Origin of the sequence: Paenibacillus sp. FSL F4-0087 (genome assembly GCF_038020215.1) — a bacterium.
Lineage (GTDB): Bacteria > Bacillota > Bacilli > Paenibacillales > Paenibacillaceae > Paenibacillus > Paenibacillus taichungensis.
In genome coordinates, this window is sequence record NZ_JBBODJ010000001.1 from 2064879 (window position 1) to 2082913 (window position 18035).

14 protein-coding genes are annotated in these 18035 nt (G+C 43.7%); 3 read left to right on the forward strand and 11 right to left on the reverse strand.

The features are described from left to right. Positions 1–147: 147 nt before the first annotated feature. The 6 genes from MHB84_RS09610 to MHB84_RS09635 all read right to left on the reverse strand — a co-directional run bounded on the left by MHB84_RS09610 (position 148) and on the right by MHB84_RS09635 (position 7043). The gene (locus MHB84_RS09610; RefSeq protein WP_076292268.1) at positions 148–1701 is read right to left on the reverse strand and encodes a response regulator transcription factor; all 1554 of its coding nucleotides are present in this window, start codon (positions 1699–1701) and stop codon (positions 148–150) included. Then, positions 1676–3463, reverse strand: coding sequence for a cache domain-containing sensor histidine kinase (locus MHB84_RS09615; RefSeq protein ID WP_076292269.1), 1788 nt, complete (start codon positions 3461–3463; stop codon positions 1676–1678). Before MHB84_RS09615 ends, MHB84_RS09610 begins: the two co-directional genes overlap by 26 nt. Before the next feature lie 255 nt (positions 3464–3718). Then, positions 3719–5035 carry a stalk domain-containing protein gene (locus tag MHB84_RS09620; RefSeq protein WP_076292270.1) on the reverse strand — a complete coding sequence of 439 codons (1317 nt, stop codon included), beginning with the start codon at positions 5033–5035 and terminating at the stop codon, positions 3719–3721. A 205-nt stretch (positions 5036–5240) separates the two neighbouring features. Beyond that, positions 5241–5531, reverse strand: coding sequence for a hypothetical protein (locus tag MHB84_RS09625; protein ID WP_076292271.1), 291 nt, complete (start codon positions 5529–5531; stop codon positions 5241–5243). A 116-nt stretch (positions 5532–5647) separates the two neighbouring features. After that, complete coding sequence (locus MHB84_RS09630; RefSeq protein ID WP_076292272.1) at positions 5648–6721, reverse strand: helix-turn-helix domain-containing protein; 1074 nt, start codon at positions 6719–6721, stop codon at positions 5648–5650. Further along, positions 6711–7043 carry a hypothetical protein gene (locus MHB84_RS09635; RefSeq protein ID WP_076292273.1) on the reverse strand — a complete coding sequence of 111 codons (333 nt, stop codon included), beginning with the start codon at positions 7041–7043 and terminating at the stop codon, positions 6711–6713. Before MHB84_RS09635 ends, MHB84_RS09630 begins: the two co-directional genes overlap by 11 nt. Positions 7044–7141: 98 nt before the next feature. Between MHB84_RS09635 and MHB84_RS09640 the strand changes: the two genes are divergently transcribed. Continuing rightward, positions 7142–8191 (forward strand): 3'-5' exonuclease, encoded by a 1050-nt coding sequence (locus tag MHB84_RS09640; RefSeq protein WP_076292274.1) that lies wholly within the window; start codon positions 7142–7144, stop codon positions 8189–8191. 5 nt (positions 8192–8196) lie between these two features. Further along, positions 8197–9948: a hypothetical protein gene (locus MHB84_RS09645; RefSeq protein WP_341143032.1), complete on the forward strand. Its 1752-nt coding sequence runs from the start codon at positions 8197–8199 to the stop codon at positions 9946–9948. A gap of 191 nt (positions 9949–10139) precedes the next feature. On the opposite strand, the gene MHB84_RS09650 is transcribed toward MHB84_RS09645, so the two are convergent. The 5 genes from MHB84_RS09650 to MHB84_RS09670 form a co-directional block, all read right to left on the reverse strand. Continuing rightward, entirely contained in the window at positions 10140–11003 is an 864-nt protein-coding gene (locus tag MHB84_RS09650) for an inositol monophosphatase family protein (RefSeq protein ID WP_445322125.1), read from the reverse strand. A 107-nt stretch (positions 11004–11110) separates the two neighbouring features. Then, positions 11111–12112 carry a UV DNA damage repair endonuclease UvsE gene (gene uvsE / locus MHB84_RS09655; RefSeq protein WP_076290474.1) on the reverse strand — a complete coding sequence of 334 codons (1002 nt, stop codon included), beginning with the start codon at positions 12110–12112 and terminating at the stop codon, positions 11111–11113. A gap of 154 nt (positions 12113–12266) precedes the next feature. Further along, on the reverse strand, positions 12267–12590 hold the full coding sequence (locus MHB84_RS09660; RefSeq protein WP_053779624.1) for a hypothetical protein: 324 nt from the start codon (positions 12588–12590) through the stop codon (positions 12267–12269). A 31-nt stretch (positions 12591–12621) separates the two neighbouring features. Next, positions 12622–13722 carry a D-alanine--D-alanine ligase gene (locus MHB84_RS09665; RefSeq protein ID WP_076290475.1) on the reverse strand — a complete coding sequence of 367 codons (1101 nt, stop codon included), beginning with the start codon at positions 13720–13722 and terminating at the stop codon, positions 12622–12624. Between the two features lie 135 nt (positions 13723–13857). Then, positions 13858–14856, reverse strand: a complete 999-nt coding sequence (locus MHB84_RS09670; RefSeq protein WP_373561765.1) for an amidase domain-containing protein — start codon at positions 14854–14856, stop codon at positions 13858–13860. 381 nt (positions 14857–15237) lie between these two features. Between MHB84_RS09670 and acnA the strand changes: the two genes are divergently transcribed. Beyond that, positions 15238–17952 (forward strand): aconitate hydratase AcnA, encoded by a 2715-nt coding sequence (gene acnA, locus MHB84_RS09675; protein WP_076290477.1) that lies wholly within the window; start codon positions 15238–15240, stop codon positions 17950–17952. Positions 17953–18035: the final 83 nt, after the last annotated feature.

The window sequence follows — 18035 nt, forward strand, 5'->3', positions numbered from 1 at the left end:
CTTTATATTGTCATTTTCGCAAATGTCGGACCAGAGTTGAATACACAAAACCGTCTTGTTGGTTCAAAAAACAGAGGAGGACAACTGCACCTCTATCGGCACCGTTAGTCCCCCTCATATATCGAATAGATGATCGTCAGTCAATTGTTATAAGCCAGTTCTGCGGAATTCGGTAGGTGTCATGCCGGTCCACTTCTTGAACACCTGACTAAAATATTGTGAGTTCCCCCCAAAGCCAAACAATTCGGCAAGCTCAAAAACCTTCACATCTCCACCTCTACGAATATGGTCGCAGGCACGCTCAATGCGTAAACGATTCACATAATTGGAGAAGTTTTCTCCCGTCACTTTTTTGAATATCTTGCCGAGATAATCCGGATTCATATATAACATCTGATGGGCAACCCCATTAAGAGAGAGATCAGCTTCGCCATAGTGACTATCCACAATATCCATCATCTTCTCTACGGCAGAAGACTGACGGCTAATATGATTTTTGTAGTAACCGGAGGTTAACCGGGCTGCGCTGCTGGCAACAAAGGATTTTAAGCCAGACAATGTGTCGATATGGGGCAGTTCTGCCATACGCTGGGTAAATTCCGTCGCCTCCTCGGGAGGACAGACATGAATCATTGCGGAGTACAACTGCACCACATACGAACGAGTAATCCCAATCTCAAGCTGCTGACCGGACAAAAGCTCGAACAGGCGATCCACTTCAGCTGCAGCTTCTTCCGTATTGCCTGACTTAATCAACTGACAGAGCTGCTCTGCGTCTTGTTCAACATGTACCCCATCACATTCCCCGGCCAGCTCCAGATCACTTTTGGTAATCAGCTTGCCTTCGCCGATAAAGAAGCGGTGGTTCAGGCATTGCAGTGCCTCACGGAACAAACGCCGGGACTGAATCATTCGATCTGCTTCGCTTAGGGCAGCCGTAACTTCCAATTTATATAATCTGGTGAAAGCAGCCCGCACTTCCTCAATGCTCTCCTTCAGACCAACCGGATCGGCAGAATCCCCCAGCAAAATTAACAGTTTGCCTTCAATGGTAGTGCTTAACAGAACATGTGGCAGCAGATCACTGGCAATGTTTTTGATTGCAAATAGATGACTATAATCATGTTCATCCGCAATCCGGAACAGCAGCAGCCGAACTTCGTTATCCTCCAGCTCCAGATCAAACAGCTCCTGATAATACTCCAAATCAACCGGACCATAGGTTTGGTTCGTCATAAACTCCAGCAGGAACTGCTCCTTGACATGTGGTAGCACTCGCTGCAGCCGCTGTTTCATCTCTCCGGCGACATGTTCCTTTACCTGGGCATCCTGGTGTTCTTGAAGCAACTCGGACAAGGCATCGTGAATCTGGTTCTCGTTACACGGTTTGAGCAGATAATGTTTCACTCCATATTGCATGGCCCGGCGAGCGTATTCGAACTCTTTGTAGCCAGACAACATGATAAAGCGAAGTCCAGGATAAGCTTCGGAAGCTTTTTCAATGAGTCCAAGACCATCCAGGCCCGGCATTGAAATATCTGTAATGATAATATCCGGTCTGGAATGACCGATTTTATCCAGTGCTTCAATTCCGTTTCTCGCGGTATCCACCAGTTCCGTTCCCGCTGCAGCCCAATCCACGACTTGCGAAATCCCCTCCAGAATGACACGTTCATCATCTACGAGCATCACTTTGTACATCGTCATCGTCCTCTCTAATCCAAGGTATTCTGATCGATACTACGGTCCCTGATCCGGGATTGCTGCTCATGATCATTTCGCCTTCTTCGCCGAAGGTCAATCTGATCCGTTCTTTGATGTTCGACAGTCCGATCCCCTGTCCCCTCGTCTGTACGCGTCCCTCTTGCAATTGCTCCAGAAATTCGGGAGTCATACCCGGACCATCGTCCTCCACCTCAATTACAACGTTGTCTCCGTCTGCTCTCGCCCGAATCCGAATACGGCAAGGTTCTATGCTTGGCTCCAATGCATAATGAATGGCGTTCTCTACCAATGGCTGCAGGGTTAACTTCGGAATGCGTGCAGTGCCCACTTCAGGCGCAATATCCATGTCAAAATCAAGTCTTTCCTCGAATCGCGTGTGCTGGATCGTCACATAACTGCGGACAATATCCAGTTCCCTTTCCAAAGTAATCCACTTCTCGGACATGTTCACTGAGCTTCGCAGCAGAAATCCGAGAGCCTCAACCATTTCGGAGATTTGATGCTGCTTCTGCACTTTGGCAAGCCAGTTGATTGATTCCAGTGTGTTATATAGAAAATGTGGATTAATCTGAGCCTGAAGCGCTTTCAATTCGGTCTCTCGGATCACGAGTTGCTTCGCATAATTCTCGTCAATGAGTTCGCGTATACGCTGTACCATCATCTTGAACGTGCGATGCAGCAACCCCACCTCGTTCTGCGAAGATGCTGGGACATTGCCCAGCGCTGCTTCCTCCAGCTTATCCAGATCGCCTTTTTCAATATTGCGCATCTTCTTGATCAACTGGGCGATGGGCTGTGTAATGCTGCGAGAAAACTTGGCTCCAAATATAAGCGCCGCCAGGAATATCATGATAAAAATAACAGTCACCAGCTGTTTGACAAACTGGATCTGCTTAAACATTTGGTCAAAGGGCGTCATGTACAGATACACCCAATTGGTATACGGAGAATTCGCACGGGCGACGAAATTTCTTCCCTGCTCAAACATGGCTATCCCATAAGGCTGAGTGCGCTTTAGCTCAGACTCAATTTCAGATTTACTGACCGTCGACTCTGTTGGGTAGATTACTTCCCGGCCATCTGTAATTAATAGCTGTGAATCCTCTGCCGGGTGCTGCATCTGATCCTGAACAATTCGATCCAGTCGTACACGAATAACCAGAGTACCCAGCTTCTCCAGCGTGAATGCTCCACCGGTAAAAGACTTTACCTGTCTAACCGACAGTAATCTGGCTTGTTGGTCCCCGCCTGTGTACCAGGCATTGGAGCCTGAATATTGCTGTCCCAAAGCAACCAATTCTTTTTGCTTCTTCTCGGAGATCCCTTCACGGTTTCCAGCTGCCATAATATTATTATCATTATCGATAAAGATCATGGAATAGACGTATTTCTCTGAACCTGCATATGCCACCAGTCTGTTGGTAATTTTTTTGCGCAAGCCATTTTTCTCATATCCTGATTCAGCCTTATCCAACTGAAGTAGATATTGCTGAAGAGGCTCGTCAGACATAACCTTGAAGGATAGATTAGAGATCTCACGCAGTTGGTTCTCGATGCCCACCGAAGACATATTAAGCACCTGTGAAGATTTCTCATAGATTTGTCGGTCATAAATACCGAACACATACCCCAAGACAGATACATAGAACGTGAAGCTGATCATCATCAGTAATCCAATGAGGAGAATGGTTTTATGATGAATTGGTAATTTCGTGAAAGCGTTTTTAATTCTACTCATCCAAAGCGCTCCTTTGGCTCGCGAAGGGTGCTGTTTTTCGAAACTGTTTTCGATCTACTGTAAGTTATTTTCATATTTACACATCCATGGTCAGATGACAAGTCATATTTATGCAACATTTTAGGTCATTTTCGAAGGTGTGTCTCTTTGTACTTGCATGAAAACAGACGCAAAAACAGCCAGTTTCCCTGAAAGGATCAAGGAATCTGGCTGTTCGATATCATGCTAAATAGTGTATAAAAGTACTACTTATTGTTATGGATTTACAAATACCGTTTTTAACTTGGCTACATACTGGACATCAAAGCCAAGACCCTCGGCTACCATGGCGAGAGGTACATACGTTTTGGATTCTGTACCCACCTTGCTCAGGAATGCGGGTGTATCCACGGCTACGGATGCACCATTCACCTGAACAGCCGTTGCACCAATCTTAACAGCAACCTTCCGATCTCCGTATGTAATCGTTGCGGTTGAGGTTTTGTTATCCCATACCGTGGTTGCGCCAACGGCATTCACGATATCCTGGATCGCCACAAAGTTCTTACCATTGCGGTTAATTGGTTTGTACGGTGTATCCAGCGTTTTACCACTGACGATGATATTCATCGGTTGGCCTGCAGCAGGAGCCGTCAGTTTGGTGTAATCGCCCCAGATTGTTTCTGCGAATACTTGGGCAATCGCTTCATATCCGAACTGATTCGGGTGGAAATCGCGGTCCTTAATCATATGAGTCATCGTGCCTTCACCGCCAACAAACTCCTTGGCGACATGAGCTACTTTTACATCAATCCCTTTAGCGGAAAATTCAGTCGCAATTCCATCAATGGTCGCAGTAAACCCTTGGGAAGCTTCCATCAGTTTCGCATAGAGCGCTTTGCCAGCTACTTCAGGCATAGGTTGGTACTGGTCTGCGATTACGATTTTGGCATTAGGATTAATCTCATGAATATCATTGATAACTGCGCTAACATTGGCTGTATAAGAAGATAGCAATTCCTTTACTTTGGCTTCCAGTTCTGCATCACTCAACTTATCTGCTGAACCGAGCAACTCGGATACATCGTTCCCGCCAATTGTGATGGCAACGAGATTAGCTCCAGCTACACTCTCCCGGATGGCAGCAATATTGGCTCCAACTTGTACCGCTCTTGGATCAGGAAGGCTCGGCTGAATAGCTTCGGAAGTGAGCGCTTTCCCTTCTTTAATCGCATCTGCAAAGTTTTTCAAACCACTGCTCTTCAAACCGGCAATACCATAGTTGTCCACCTGAGTACGTCCGTGTAACAGACCTTGTTCCTGCAACCGTTCTACATAACCGTATGGCAGTTCTTTCAGGTTCGGCTCATACCCTACAGTGATGGAATCCCCCAATGTGACGAGGCGGAAATCCTTGGTTACCGCTACCGCATCTTTCTGTAAAGGCAACGATGATGTTACGCTTCCCGCTGGTAACGTATTGCTATCTGCAGCATGAGCAGACTGTGCGGATGATGCCAAAATCAGCATCCCTGCCAGCATACTTGCCGTTAATCCCGCGGCGGTACTTCTCCATATGCGTCTACGCTTCATTCTTAGAACACTCCTTTTTTCTCGTATCTATATAATAAGATATAATTACATATTACACTGTTCACTCCGATGACAGAAGTTCGTGTAACTCTATTCTAACATTATTAAAGGGGTGTTGTCGTCTGCACCCCTACCCGCACGAAAAACAGACTCCCCTAATTAGGCAAGTCTGTTATCCGTTGAGTATAAGCAAGATGTCCACTCGTTAAAACTTTGATTTATTCGCGTCTCCAGAATCAGAACCATTCGGGTCGGTATCCGGTTTGTTCCCGGCAGAACGCTCTAGGTAACGATCGTAGCGATCGTCCACCTCACGTGCCATGTCCCGGTACTTCAACGTTTCTTCAACAATCGGGTCCCGTTCTGTCTGAATGCGCACCTCGTACTTGGGGGGAATCAGCTGACGTTCACGTTTGTCAGCATCACCGGACTCCTCCATGTCCCCTTCAGTCAGCATATCACTCAAACGTCGTTCCAGTTCTTTGGATTCATCCATTGTTGTTCGCTCCTTATCTAGAATTGAATTGAAACAATATCTCCCAATAAAAAAGATTCTCAATTTGGAAAATAGTTGCACATAACAAAGAAAGAGATAATATAGAGATTTTTAGCCTATTTGGATATTTTGACTCTAATTTTTTGGAACTTTGTATCGCTGTAGGCCACATATTTTTCTTTCATTAGTCTCCCCACTATAATCCCTGGATGGACACCTTGTTTTCTAGAGAATTCCCTCACAGTACCTATATCTTTATATTTTCCGGAATTTACAAATTCTTCGTACAATTCTGAGGAGAGTAATGTTTCCAGAGCGAATAGATCAGCTTCTTTTTCCAGTTCATTTAAATCGTGGTCTTCCATATCAATAAACGTCTCACTCTTTTTATTCTGTAAAACATGCCCCACTTCATGAAAAAATGTAAACCAAAAGATATCTTCATACCCACCACGTATACTTAGTGCAATTAATGGTCTATTATTAGGCAACCATTTAGTTACTCCATTAATATAAGTTTTAGAAATATGATCCACAACTACAACAATTAGACCAAATTCAGCACAACGCGATTGTAATTCAACGAAAGAAGCTTTTAAGGGTCTTATTGTCAAAGTTCTTAAAGACTCTAAAGATTTTTTTAATTTAGTACTATCAAATGGGGATGCATCTATTTCTTTGGCTTTATTCTCAGCCTGTGTAATCCAAGCTGCAATTGCATAATCCTCAGCTGTATATTGGTTAGATTTTCTAAAAGCCACAGGTTGTACTAATGGTACAGACTCTAGGGAAGCAACCCCAAAGAAAGCTCTTAAATTTTTTATCTGTTCAAAAACTGATTTTGATTCCTCAACCCATCCATGTTTCGCTAATTCTGAATAGGATAACTTACTCAAAAAAGCCTCTTCTTCTTGAATCTGAGGAATCTCACTTAATCTTGATAAGGTTTCTTGATAATTCGATTCAAGTTGCATCCAAAAGTTTGCTGGGATTTTCAAGACATCTTCTAATTTAACAGCAAAATCTGAAGTTATAGCCGCCTTACCTTTTATAACTAAGTTTACATGTTTTTTACTACACCCAAGTCTTAGAGACAATTCTTTTTGCGACATCATGTTCTCGTCTAGAACTTCTTGTAGAGTCTCGCCTGGTGGTATAGCTATTCCCGCGAAATATTGGTTATCTCCCATGATAGTCTTCCACCTCCATAATGGTTACTACTCTTAAAGTATACAAATTCAAGTTTGAAAAATCTGTACCCTCTTCATAAATAGGTTCAATTATTAATCGATAATTCCCTGTTAAGGTTATTCCTATACAATGTTTATATGGGCCTTTTAAAAAATGTGGATTTCCTATCTTAAAAGACATATATTCACCAACGGAATTAGCTGCCTTTAATTGGTCCACTCTTTTTGTAATAACTTTTGCCATCTGTCCATACCTTGACTTTAATAATCTTTCATTATTAAAAACTTCTTTCTGATCTTCGTCTTTGAATAAAATGTCCACACTTTTATTCCCCTTGACATAATTAGATTAACCAATTTGGTTAATTATATGTTATCATAAACAAAAAAATACTTCTAGTATATTAGAGGGGGAGTAATGTGAATTTTGATATTGACGATGTGGTAGATCGACGTTGGTTAGTTCAAGAATCTTCCCTAGATGATGAACAATATAAAATCAGAAATTTGAAAAGTGGTAATTACATTATTGACGGAGGCGCTGGAAGTGGGAAAACCGTTTTAGCACTGCACAAGGCTAAAGAGTTGGAAGAAATGGGAGAATCAGATTATTTAATTGTTCTTTATACGGTTGCTCTCAAATCTTTTGTTGAGGGTGGTTTGACAAAATTAAAACTCGATCCGAGCAGGGTTTGTATTTATGCCCAATTAGACAATAGTGGGTTTACAACAGTTGATTATCTTATTATTGATGAAGTTCAAGACTTTTCTGAAGATGAACTGAGAAAGCTAACTTCAATGTTCAAGAAAAATTTAATTTTGTTTGGTGATGATGCTCAACAACTATATAAGAAAGGCTTGAATCTAGTGGATGTGGGCATTTTATCTGGTATTCCCTCGAACAATCATAAAAAACTATTGAAGAATTATCGACTTCCAAAAGCGATTGCTCGTTTCGCAAGTCACATTAAAAATGATACAGATTTGGTAAATAGTTGTGTTAAAGATGAGGGGGAGCTGCCCCGAATAATAAAATGTAGTTCTCTTTCCCAAGAACTAAAATGTATAAAAAAAATAATTGAATCCGAGTATTGGAGAGATGTAGGTATACTTGTTGATACTAACAAACAATTACTAAAAATAGCAGATGAATTGAAAAAGTTAGGGCTCGAAGTTGAATACAAAGTGAATAATGGGAAAAACAATGATAGTTCATTAGATTTTTATTCACCTATACCCAAATTAATGACTTATCACAGTTCTAAAGGTCTTGAATTCGAACATGTATTCATGCCAAGTTGTGAAATAAATACAAGTCAACTAAATTATCAACAGGCAGTTTATGTCGCAACTACTAGAGCTAGCGAAACACTTGATATACTTTATAGCAATAATCTTTCTCCGTTTATCGCAAAAATACCACGAAATTTAGGAAAGCAGATAGATTCAAGCAATATTTTAAGGGGGTAATCTTTTTGAAATTATACTTTCCCACCACTTCTCTCAATTTTAATGATATGTTTGCAACAGAGAGTATCTCTCCCAAATGTTATTACAGTGAAAGAAATTATGGGACTATGAGGAACTTTACTACAGAGTTATCATTTGATGATAACTATTTAACATTCTTTTCAACCCCTCCTTTTTTTGAATTAATTGAAAACTCTAATTCTGAACTTGAGGAGTTTCCAATAATTATAGAATTTAATGATTTAAGTTCTATATCTCCATTTCAAGCTTCTGAAAATGTATATATTGTAGACAAGACAATATATTTCCATCCTGATAAAGTGAGATTCCATTTCATTTCAGAGAATCACTTAAAACAGGTAATTGCTAAATCAAGATTAGTCGAGGAAACAAAACTTGTCTTTAAGTATAAAGAGAATTTCCGCTTAATAAATAAAGCATCTCTTACAAAGATTAACTTAGATTATCTGATTTACCCTAATTATTCAGATACTAATACAAATAATGAAATAAATAACGATAAATTTTTTAATAAAATCAAAGGACTTATTTATGCTTACCTCATTAAATATACGGAAATGAGAAACTTAAATTCCTCATCACCAATAATTGATGAAATTAATAAGCTTCTTAAACAAATTAATACTAAAAATAATCCTTACTTCGAAATAGCTTATGAGCAATTAAATGGTGCAATGAAAAATTATGAAAAAGGACTTAATTTCCAAGAAAAAAACAAAGAAAGCTCAAATTTTGTTGAAATAATTGATAATTTATCAAATGGTAATATACGTGTATCTAATATCTTTGAAAATAAACAGGAATATAACCTTTTCAATATGATTATTAATTATCTAATTAATAATCATCAAAATGATAATCCTCTAAGTAAACATGAAATAATAAGTTCATTAAGTTATATAAAAGATATTGTTAGTGATTCCACAAAATACAAAGAAAGTTTTACAGAAGATATCAATAAAATAAGTGATAGAATTATCGAGAAAAATTATAATTTAAGTTTCGAGGATGTACAGTCATCTGTTTTAAAAAATTATCTCATATACATTATGAGGGGAAATAAATTAGAAGAATTAGAGATGATTTTAAATGAGAACAATATATCCGATGCCTATTTAACTTACAGTTTCCTTGGGGCTACAACAGGATTTTCGAGTTTAAGTAAATTTATTACAAACTCAATAATCGACAGTAAAGAATTAATGAAAGAGATTGATAGACAACTAATAAAAGTACAAAAAGATATATGGAAGAATAATTTCAAACACACTTTTTATAAAAATAACCTTTACAGTTCAGAATTAATCACTACAACTACTCTGACAAATAATGAACAAATTATTGAGACACAGATAATTGATAAAATCCAGAAAATTAGAGAATCTAAAGTATTAAGAAGATTTATAAATAAAAAAAGACTTCACCTTAGAAATAATATATCAGTTACATTTGAAGAGATAGAAGATGATATCTTCATATACTTTAATAAAAACAAAATTAGTCACATCTATATCCTATTAAGAAGCAAAAACAATGCTTCCTCTTTAGAAGAGCAAAATAGCTTTAAAAATAACCTTAAAAATCTAGGGTATGCAAATGCTAAAATAAGTAGAATAAATCAAGGTAACTTTCCTGTTTTCTTTTACTATAAAGTTAATGAAAATAAGGATGATTTACTCTCATTAGATGATAAATCAGAACTTTTAAGCTGCTTAGAATTTTTATTACAAAAATGATATCAAGCCTCGGTTTGAATGTTCTAGTTCTATTAACTTTTCTCTCTCAGCCCACATTAGATTGCTTCATAAACTATAAACACATATCATTAGATTAATTTTCTATAAATCTAATGATATGACTTAGACTACTATTTTAAAAATTCAAAAACAGACCACCTAAACAATGTGGTCTGTTTTGAATTAAAATTTTACTCCAGACCTGTTGCGTTTGCTTTCTTCAGCACATCTGTCAATGCATCATGAATCTTGCCATTGCTGGCAACCACATGACTCACCGACAGTTGGTATGGCGTTCCTACGGTATCAGTAACCTGACCGCCGGATTCCTCAACCAGCAGCGCACCTGCGGCAATATCCCATGGCTTCAGTCCGACTTCGGTATAAGCGCTGAGGCGACCTGCCGCAACATATGCCAAATGTAGAGCCGCAGAACCACCCGCACGCAGACTGCGTACTTGCGGTGCAAGTGCCTGAACAGCAGCCATATTGATCGGCAACGCGTAGGTTGTATCCGCTGGGAAGCCAACCGCAATCAGGCTCTGTGCCAGCTCCTGTTCACCCGATACAAGCATCCGGTTTCCGTGCACGTAAGCACCTTTTCCTTTTTCCGCAACAAACATCTCGTCACGGGAAGGATCGTAGATTACCCCCACAATCACTTCCCCGTTATGAGCCAAGGCAATGGATACCGAATAGAACGGAAAACCGTGTACAAAGTTCGTCGTCCCGTCCACAGGGTCCACAATCCAGAGAAACTCTTCTTCCTCAGCTTCTTTCAGTGCCTTCGCTGATGCTTCCGGTCCTGGTTCCACGCCTTCTTCACCCAGAATGGCATGATCGGGGAAATGCGTCAGAATCAGGCGGCGGATCATCTGTTCTGCACCTTTATCGACTTCAGTAACAAGATCCTGCGGCGAATACTTGGTTCCAGGCTCCCCCACAGTTCCGAGACGACTCTTGATCCACTCTCCAGCTTTGGAAGCTGCATTAATGGCGACGGCAGTATAGCTTTTGCTTGTCACGACATAAGGTGTTTTTTCCTTCTCATTCAAAGCGTTCACTCTACTTTCTATATCAATCTACGAAAAATTAAAATACTTGTTAAAAGTATACGCCCCGAGGGTCGTAAAGTTTCTCGTTGCCCAGGCCCCTTTTGGCGCTACAGATGAATGATAACCGTTGACTCGTCCACCCACTCCACACCCTCTTCGTGATAGAATGCTAGTTTCTGCATCAACTGCACCAGAGCTTCATCCTTGCGTTTGGCCTCAATCATCACATCAAGGGCAGGCGTATCTGCTGCAATATGACGTAAAAAAGCGAGCAATGGTTCCACCTCAACCCCATCCGCATGTCCTCGCAGGTCCTTCTCACTCTTTGGACTGGAGACGTGAATTTTGGGCGGTAAAGGCTTGTCTGCCGGTGAATCCGCTTGAGCAAGCGGGGACTCCCACGTCTTCAATATATCCGGCCAAAGATCCCACGGATGTTCGCCTTCATTGTTCACCCATTGATGGTGGATATCCAGCACCATGGGCAGCCCCATACGTTGACATACCGCAAGGGTCTCGGGAGCATTGAACGTTTTGTCATCATTTTCGAGCGTCAGCCGTTCCTGAATATCCCGATCCAGCTTTAGAAAATTTTCTTCAAAACGTAGCGCTGCACTAGGCTTGTCCCCGTATGCACCACCAATATGTATATTGTTCTTGGCAGTAGCATTCAGCCCCATGGCATCCAGCATACGTACATGATGACGAAGGTCGCGCATGGAGTTCCGCAGCACTTCCTCCCGAGGCGTACTGAGGACCGTAAAATGATCCGGGTGGAAAGACACACGCATCTCGTTCTCCTTCACAAAATCGCCAATCGCGGCAAAATCCTGCTTAAGTGCGGGAAACGGGTCCCAATCACTGAGATCCTCATGCGTTGCCAGCGGAATTAATTTGGAAGAGAAACGATATACATGAATATGGCTTCCTTTGTTGTGTCTGAGCAAACGTAATGTATTATGCAAATTCTCGGCCGCAATCCGTTCAAGCTTGCGAATTGCCGCTTCCCTATCATCAATTTTCTTAAAGCTGGACATAGTCATCGTCCGGGAAGGTGAAGCATTCTCCACAAGCACAGACATTGCCACATAGCCAAAACGTACGAGCATGAATTTCTTCCTCTCTATTAGGGCGGGATTCCTTCCCGGCATATGAAGCCGGCAGTCTTCCCTTCACTTTATATAACCAAGTTTTACCCTAAAAGAGTGACCATAATCGTGTTAGGACAAATCCGTCCATTCGTTCGGGTACACATGTAACAAACTACCCCTGAGCCTGTTCACCAAAGAACATCTCGTCCGCGAGAGCAGTCTGAATGCGTGATTCTTCCTCGTTCAGTTTACGGATCAATTGCATCTCCACTTCGGTCACTTCTTGACCCTGGAAGTTAATCTCAGCAATGGAGACTACGATTTTTACGATGGCTACGGCCACGTTATCCGGTGTGTAAGCAATGACTTTCTGTCCGGTAGGAAATACGCGAAAACCTTGTTTGACCATTTTGCCACGGCCGTACTCAAGCAATTCGAACAGCTCTTGTTCATTCTTGAACTTGCACACGGAATTGAATTCGGTCTGAAATCCCATTCATACCCCTCCTTATAATGTCGTCCTTAGGCTACGCGTGTACGCCGTTCTCGTAGTTCAGCGCCTGCTTGCGGTTGTAGCGTTCCAAAGCCAGCTCAATCATACGATCCAGCAGTTCGGCATACGATACGCCCGTCTCACGCCACAAGAGCGGGTACATGCTGTATGGTGTGAAACCAGGCATGGTGTTTACTTCATTAATAAGCAATGCCCCATCCGATTTGCGAATGAAGAAGTCTGCACGGGAAATACCATTGCCTTCAATCGCACGGAATGCCTGCAATGCGGCCTCGCGGATGCGATCTGCGGCTTCCGGGTCTAGCGGAGCAGGGATCAGCATCTGAGACTGACCATCGATGTATTTGGCTGCATAATCATAATATTCACCGGAAGATACGATTTCTCCTGGTACGGAAGCCATCGGTTCGTCATTACCGAGCACACTGACTTCAACTTCTCGTGCCTCTACAAACTCCTCAATGACTACCTTTGTATCGTATCGGAGAGCGAACTCCACGGCTTTCTTCAGTTCATCCCGGTTACGCGCCTTCGAGATCCCTACGCTGGAACCGAGATTGGCCGGTTTAATGAAACACGGATAGCCCAGTTGATCTTCCACCTGCAAGATCATTTCATGTTCGGTCTGCTTCCATTGAGTTGCGTTAAAATACGTAAAGGCACATTGGTCGATTCCGGCCTGCGCGAACAGTTTCTTCATGACCACTTTGTCCATGCCGCCTGCCGAAGCGAGTACACCTGCGCCAACATAAGGCATATCCGCCATCTCGAACATCCCTTGAATCGTGCCATCCTCACCAAACGTACCGTGCAGTAGTGGGAACATGACGTCCATCGCCTCTTCTCCACCATATAAACGACCGAACAGCGCGTTCAGCGCTTCCTGAGTTCCACCCGCCGCCTGCTCCAGCTTCAAATCTTCAATCTGCGCGAATGGCGCGTGCATGACGGATCCTTTTTTCCACGTACCCTGCTTGGAGATATAAAAAGGAACCAGTTCATACTTCTCATAATCAAATGCGTTCGTTACAGCAAACGCCGTTTGCAGCGACACCTCATGCTCGCCTGACTTTCCGCCGTAAACGACGCCTACTGTTAATTTATCCATACTCATGCGTAACCTCCGATTATCTGTGCAATGATACTGCCATGTCTGTCATGTTCAGCACCACTTTTTATTCTGTTATCTAGACTTATTTTACACGGAACCGGATGTCCACGTCACCGAATCCCGTAAAATCTTTGACCATCAAAACTCATCTGCAATGTGAAAAAGCCGGTACACCGTCCGCTCGTTCCAAGCGTAAGAATCCCGGTAATCCCAAAAACGGTGGCGACTGCTGACTGTATGTGCGTTCACAAGCGGCATACCTCCCGCATCAAAAGCGGTCACAACGGTACTGTGTTGAAACCTGCCGTCCCCGTCCCAGTCGTAAAGGATTACATCTCCCAGCATTAACTGCTCTGGACGATCCACTTCGGTTGCTGACAATCCCCAGCTGCTGCCGGATAAATAACGCTCCAAACTATTGGACACGGCCCAACTGTAACTCCACATTTCAGAGCCATTTACATAGCCTTTGTACCACCATCCTGCTTCTCTTTTACCAGTATAGTGGATGGGTGCTTCCCCTGCAAAGAGACATTGGGACACATAATTGGTGCAATCTACTTCGAATTCCTCAAATGCCGGGTTTCCCGCATTCCACCACCGGTCCGCGTAGGCGACAGCCAGATCTCTGCGGTACAGCTGCTGCCTCGATCTCCTCCCCTGTCCCAATACTTCTCGGTTAAGCAGCGGCCGATTCATCGCCTGTACAAAATCGGCTTGTTGAAAAGGACGGCCCTCTCCTACCGGACGACGCTCCGGCACTTCACGTTCTACACGTGCAATGGTCCAAACTCCACCTTGCCTAAGAAAGGTCAGGCGTTCCCGTTCAATCCGGTCTTCCCGATGGGTCAAACCATTCTTCTCATAGAACAGCCTGCTGTACAATTGTACATCGACAATCGATTCATCTGCCCCATCCATAAGTGTCCGCACAAGCTTGGCGCTGGTCTCACTGCGAAGTGGCACGGCCCGCCGCTTGCGGTACCATTGGTCCAGTCTGGCCATCCGCTCTCCCCGTTCCATCACAAATTCCGGATCGGTGACAATCCGTTCGCTTGTCTGTGGGCGGTAGTCGATCTCACAGCGATTATACTGGTTCACGTAGGTATATAAGGCGCTCTTCCATTCGCGTTCCAAGCCTGTGTCCCCCTTTGGCATGAGTTCTGTCCGGAATGATCCATTGCATGAAAACTCTTTTTTATTTATATGAGAGAATTTCGGTTGTATGTGTCTGGTTCTGTTTTGAAGCCTTATTATGGGGGATAATGCGTACGGAAGAGATCGCGTCCGTTCCCATTAATTGAGAACGCATTCAATCTCTCAATAGCTTGGCTGGACAGGCAAAAAGCCCTTTACGTACGGAGCTGAAAACGTTATACTTAAAACTAAAGTTACGATTATGAAATTACGTTTCACCTAATGAAACTATCGAACAAGGACACGGAACGATGAAGGCCTGTTCTTCACCTAAATGAACGTTTTCTTCATCTCACCGACACATTTTAAGGAGGTACATGTATGTCAGCCAAGAATCATTTCTCCGCGGCCCGCAGTCTTGAGGTCGGAGGCAAGTCTTATCGCTACTACAGTTTAGATGCTCTTCAGGAAGGCGGCTACGGCGACCTTTCCAAGCTTCCTTTCTCCATTAAAGTGCTGCTCGAAGCAGCTATTCGTCAATTCGACGGACGTGCTATTACCGAAGAACATGTAAAACAACTGACCGGCTGGGCAGAAGGCCGTGACAATAACAAAGAAATTCCATTTATTCCTGCACGTATCGTTCTGCAGGATTTCACCGGTGTACCCGTGGTCGTTGACCTCGCAGCAATGCGCGATACCGTGAAAAAAGCTGGCGGCGATCCAAAACAGATCAACCCACTCGTACCCGTCGATCTCGTTATCGACCACTCTGTTATGGTTGATGCCTTCGGAACGAACGATGCACTTGACTACAACATCAAGGTTGAGTTCGAGCGTAACGAAGAGCGTTACCGTTTCTTGCGCTGGGCGCAAACGGCATTCAACAACTTCCGTGCAGTTCCACCATCCACAGGGATTGTTCACCAAGTTAACCTGGAGTATCTGGCTTCCGTGGCTGCAACCAAAACTATTGACGGTGAAACTGTTGTATTCCCGGATTCCCTCGTAGGAACGGACTCCCACACCACCATGATCAACGGACTCGGCGTTGTTGGTTGGGGTGTTGGCGGGATCGAGGCTGAAGCAGGTATGCTGGGCCAACCGCTTTATTTTGTTACACCGGACGTTATCGGTTTCAAATTGACAGGCAGCCTGAGCGAAGGCGCAACGGCAACGGATCTGGCACTCACAGTTACCCAAATGCTGCGTAAAAAAGGCGTTGTCGGTAAATTTGTCGAGTTCTACGGACCTGGTCTAGGCAACATCAGCCTGGCTGACCGTGCAACGGTAGCCAACATGGCTCCAGAGTACGGCGCAACAATTGGTTTCTTCCCTGTTGACAGCGAAACACTGAACTATATGCGTAATACCGGCCGTACCGACGAACAGGTGGATCTGGTCGAAGCTTATTACAAAGCTCAAAACATGTTCCGTACTGCGGATACGGTAGATCCTGAGTTTACAGACGTGATCGAACTGGATCTGGCATCCGTTGTTCCAAGTCTTGCCGGACCAAAACGTCCACAGGATCGCATCGAGCTGACTCAAATGAAAGAAGGTTTCAATAGCATTATCCGCACGCCGATCGACAAAGGTGGCTATGGTCTGAGCGACGAGAAAATCGCTGAGAAAGTGCCTGTGAAACACCCTAACGGTTCAACTAGCGAACTGAGTGCTGGTGCTGTCGTTATCGCGGCAATCACTAGCTGCACCAACACATCCAACCCTAGCGTTATGGTCGGAGCAGGTCTGCTTGCGAAAAAAGCTGTTGAACGTGGTCTGACTAAACCTGGCTACGTGAAAAGCAGCTTGACTCCAGGTTCCCTCGTTGTTACCGAGTATCTGGAAAAAGCAGGTCTGATTGAATATCTCGACAAACTCGGATTCAACGTTGCCGGCTATGGTTGCGCAACTTGCATCGGTAACTCTGGCCCACTGCCAGACGAAGTAAGTGAAGCAATTGCCGAGAACGATATGACGGTAGCGGCTGTATTGTCCGGTAACCGTAACTTTGAAGGTCGTGTGCACGCGCAGGTCAAAGCCAACTATCTGGCTTCTCCGCCACTCGTTGTGGCGTACGCTCTCGCGGGTACCGTTAATATTGATTTTGCAACCGATCCAATCGGTTATGATACCAACAACGAACCTGTATTCCTGAAAGACCTCTGGCCTAGCTCCGAGGAAATCAAGGATACCATCGCTAGCTCGCTGAATGCACAGATGTTCCGCAACAAATACGAGAACGTATTTACAGCTAACGAACGTTGGAATACGATCCCAGTACCGGAAGGCGAATTGTATGAGTGGGATCCAAACTCCACATACATTCAGAATCCACCATTCTTCCAGGAGCTTGGCGACAAGTTGACTGATATCGCAGATATTCGTTCCGCACGTGTTATGGCATTGCTTGCTGACTCCGTAACAACGGATCACATCTCACCAGCGGGTAATATCGCACCATCCAGTCCAGCTGGACTGTACCTGAAAGAACATGGCGTAGAACGCAAAGACTTCAACTCTTACGGCTCCCGTCGTGGTAACCATGAAGTTATGATGCGTGGTACGTTTGCAAACATTCGTATTCGTAACCAAGTGGCTCCAGGTACTGAGGGTGGTATTACGAAATACCTGCCAACAGACGAAGAAATGTCCATCTACGATGCTTCCATGAAGTATCAGGACGAGGGACAGAACCTGATCGTTATCGCTGGTAAAGAGTATGGTACAGGAAGCTCGCGTGACTGGGCGGCAAAAGGAACATTCCTGCTTGGCGTCAAAGCCGTTATCGCAGAAAGCTTCGAGCGTATTCACCGCAGTAACCTGGTGGGCATGGGCGTAATGCCATTGCAATTCCAGGAAGGTCATGGCTGGTCCAGCCTCGGTCTGAACGGTCGTGAAACGTATGACATCACAGGTCTGAGCAATGATGTGAAACCAGGACAAGAACTGACGGTTACCGTAACTCGTGAGGACGGCACCAAGTTCGACTTCCCTGTTATCGCTCGTCTGGACAGCATGGTTGATGTGGACTACTACCATAACGGTGGTATCCTGCAAACCGTATTGCGTCAAATGATGAAAAAATCTTAATCGCATTGATATTTAATGCAATTAAGTTATACAGAAAGCTCCCCGCCACGTGCGCTCTGCACGGTGACGGGGAGCTTTTTTTT

What these genes read in the sequence shown, in the direction of transcription:
- MHB84_RS09610 (WP_076292268.1), bottom strand. Translation starts at nt 1,701, where the DNA reads ATGTACAAAGTGATGCTCGTAGATGATGAACGTGTCATTCTGGAGGGG.
- MHB84_RS09615 (WP_076292269.1), bottom strand. Translation starts at nt 3,463, where the DNA reads ATGAGTAGAATTAAAAACGCTTTCACGAAATTACCAATTCATCATAAA.
- MHB84_RS09620 (WP_076292270.1), bottom strand. Translation starts at nt 5,035, where the DNA reads ATGAAGCGTAGACGCATATGGAGAAGTACCGCCGCGGGATTAACGGCA.
- MHB84_RS09625 (WP_076292271.1), bottom strand. Translation starts at nt 5,531, where the DNA reads ATGGATGAATCCAAAGAACTGGAACGACGTTTGAGTGATATGCTGACT.
- MHB84_RS09630 (WP_076292272.1), bottom strand. Translation starts at nt 6,721, where the DNA reads ATGGGAGATAACCAATATTTCGCGGGAATAGCTATACCACCAGGCGAG.
- uvsE (WP_076290474.1), bottom strand. Translation starts at nt 12,112, where the DNA reads ATGCTCGTACGTTTTGGCTATGTGGCAATGTCTGTGCTTGTGGAGAAT.
- MHB84_RS09660 (WP_053779624.1), bottom strand. Translation starts at nt 12,590, where the DNA reads ATGGGATTTCAGACCGAATTCAATTCCGTGTGCAAGTTCAAGAATGAA.
- MHB84_RS09665 (WP_076290475.1), bottom strand. Translation starts at nt 13,722, where the DNA reads ATGAGTATGGATAAATTAACAGTAGGCGTCGTTTACGGCGGAAAGTCA.
- acnA (WP_076290477.1), top strand. Translation starts at nt 15,238, where the DNA reads ATGTCAGCCAAGAATCATTTCTCCGCGGCCCGCAGTCTTGAGGTCGGA.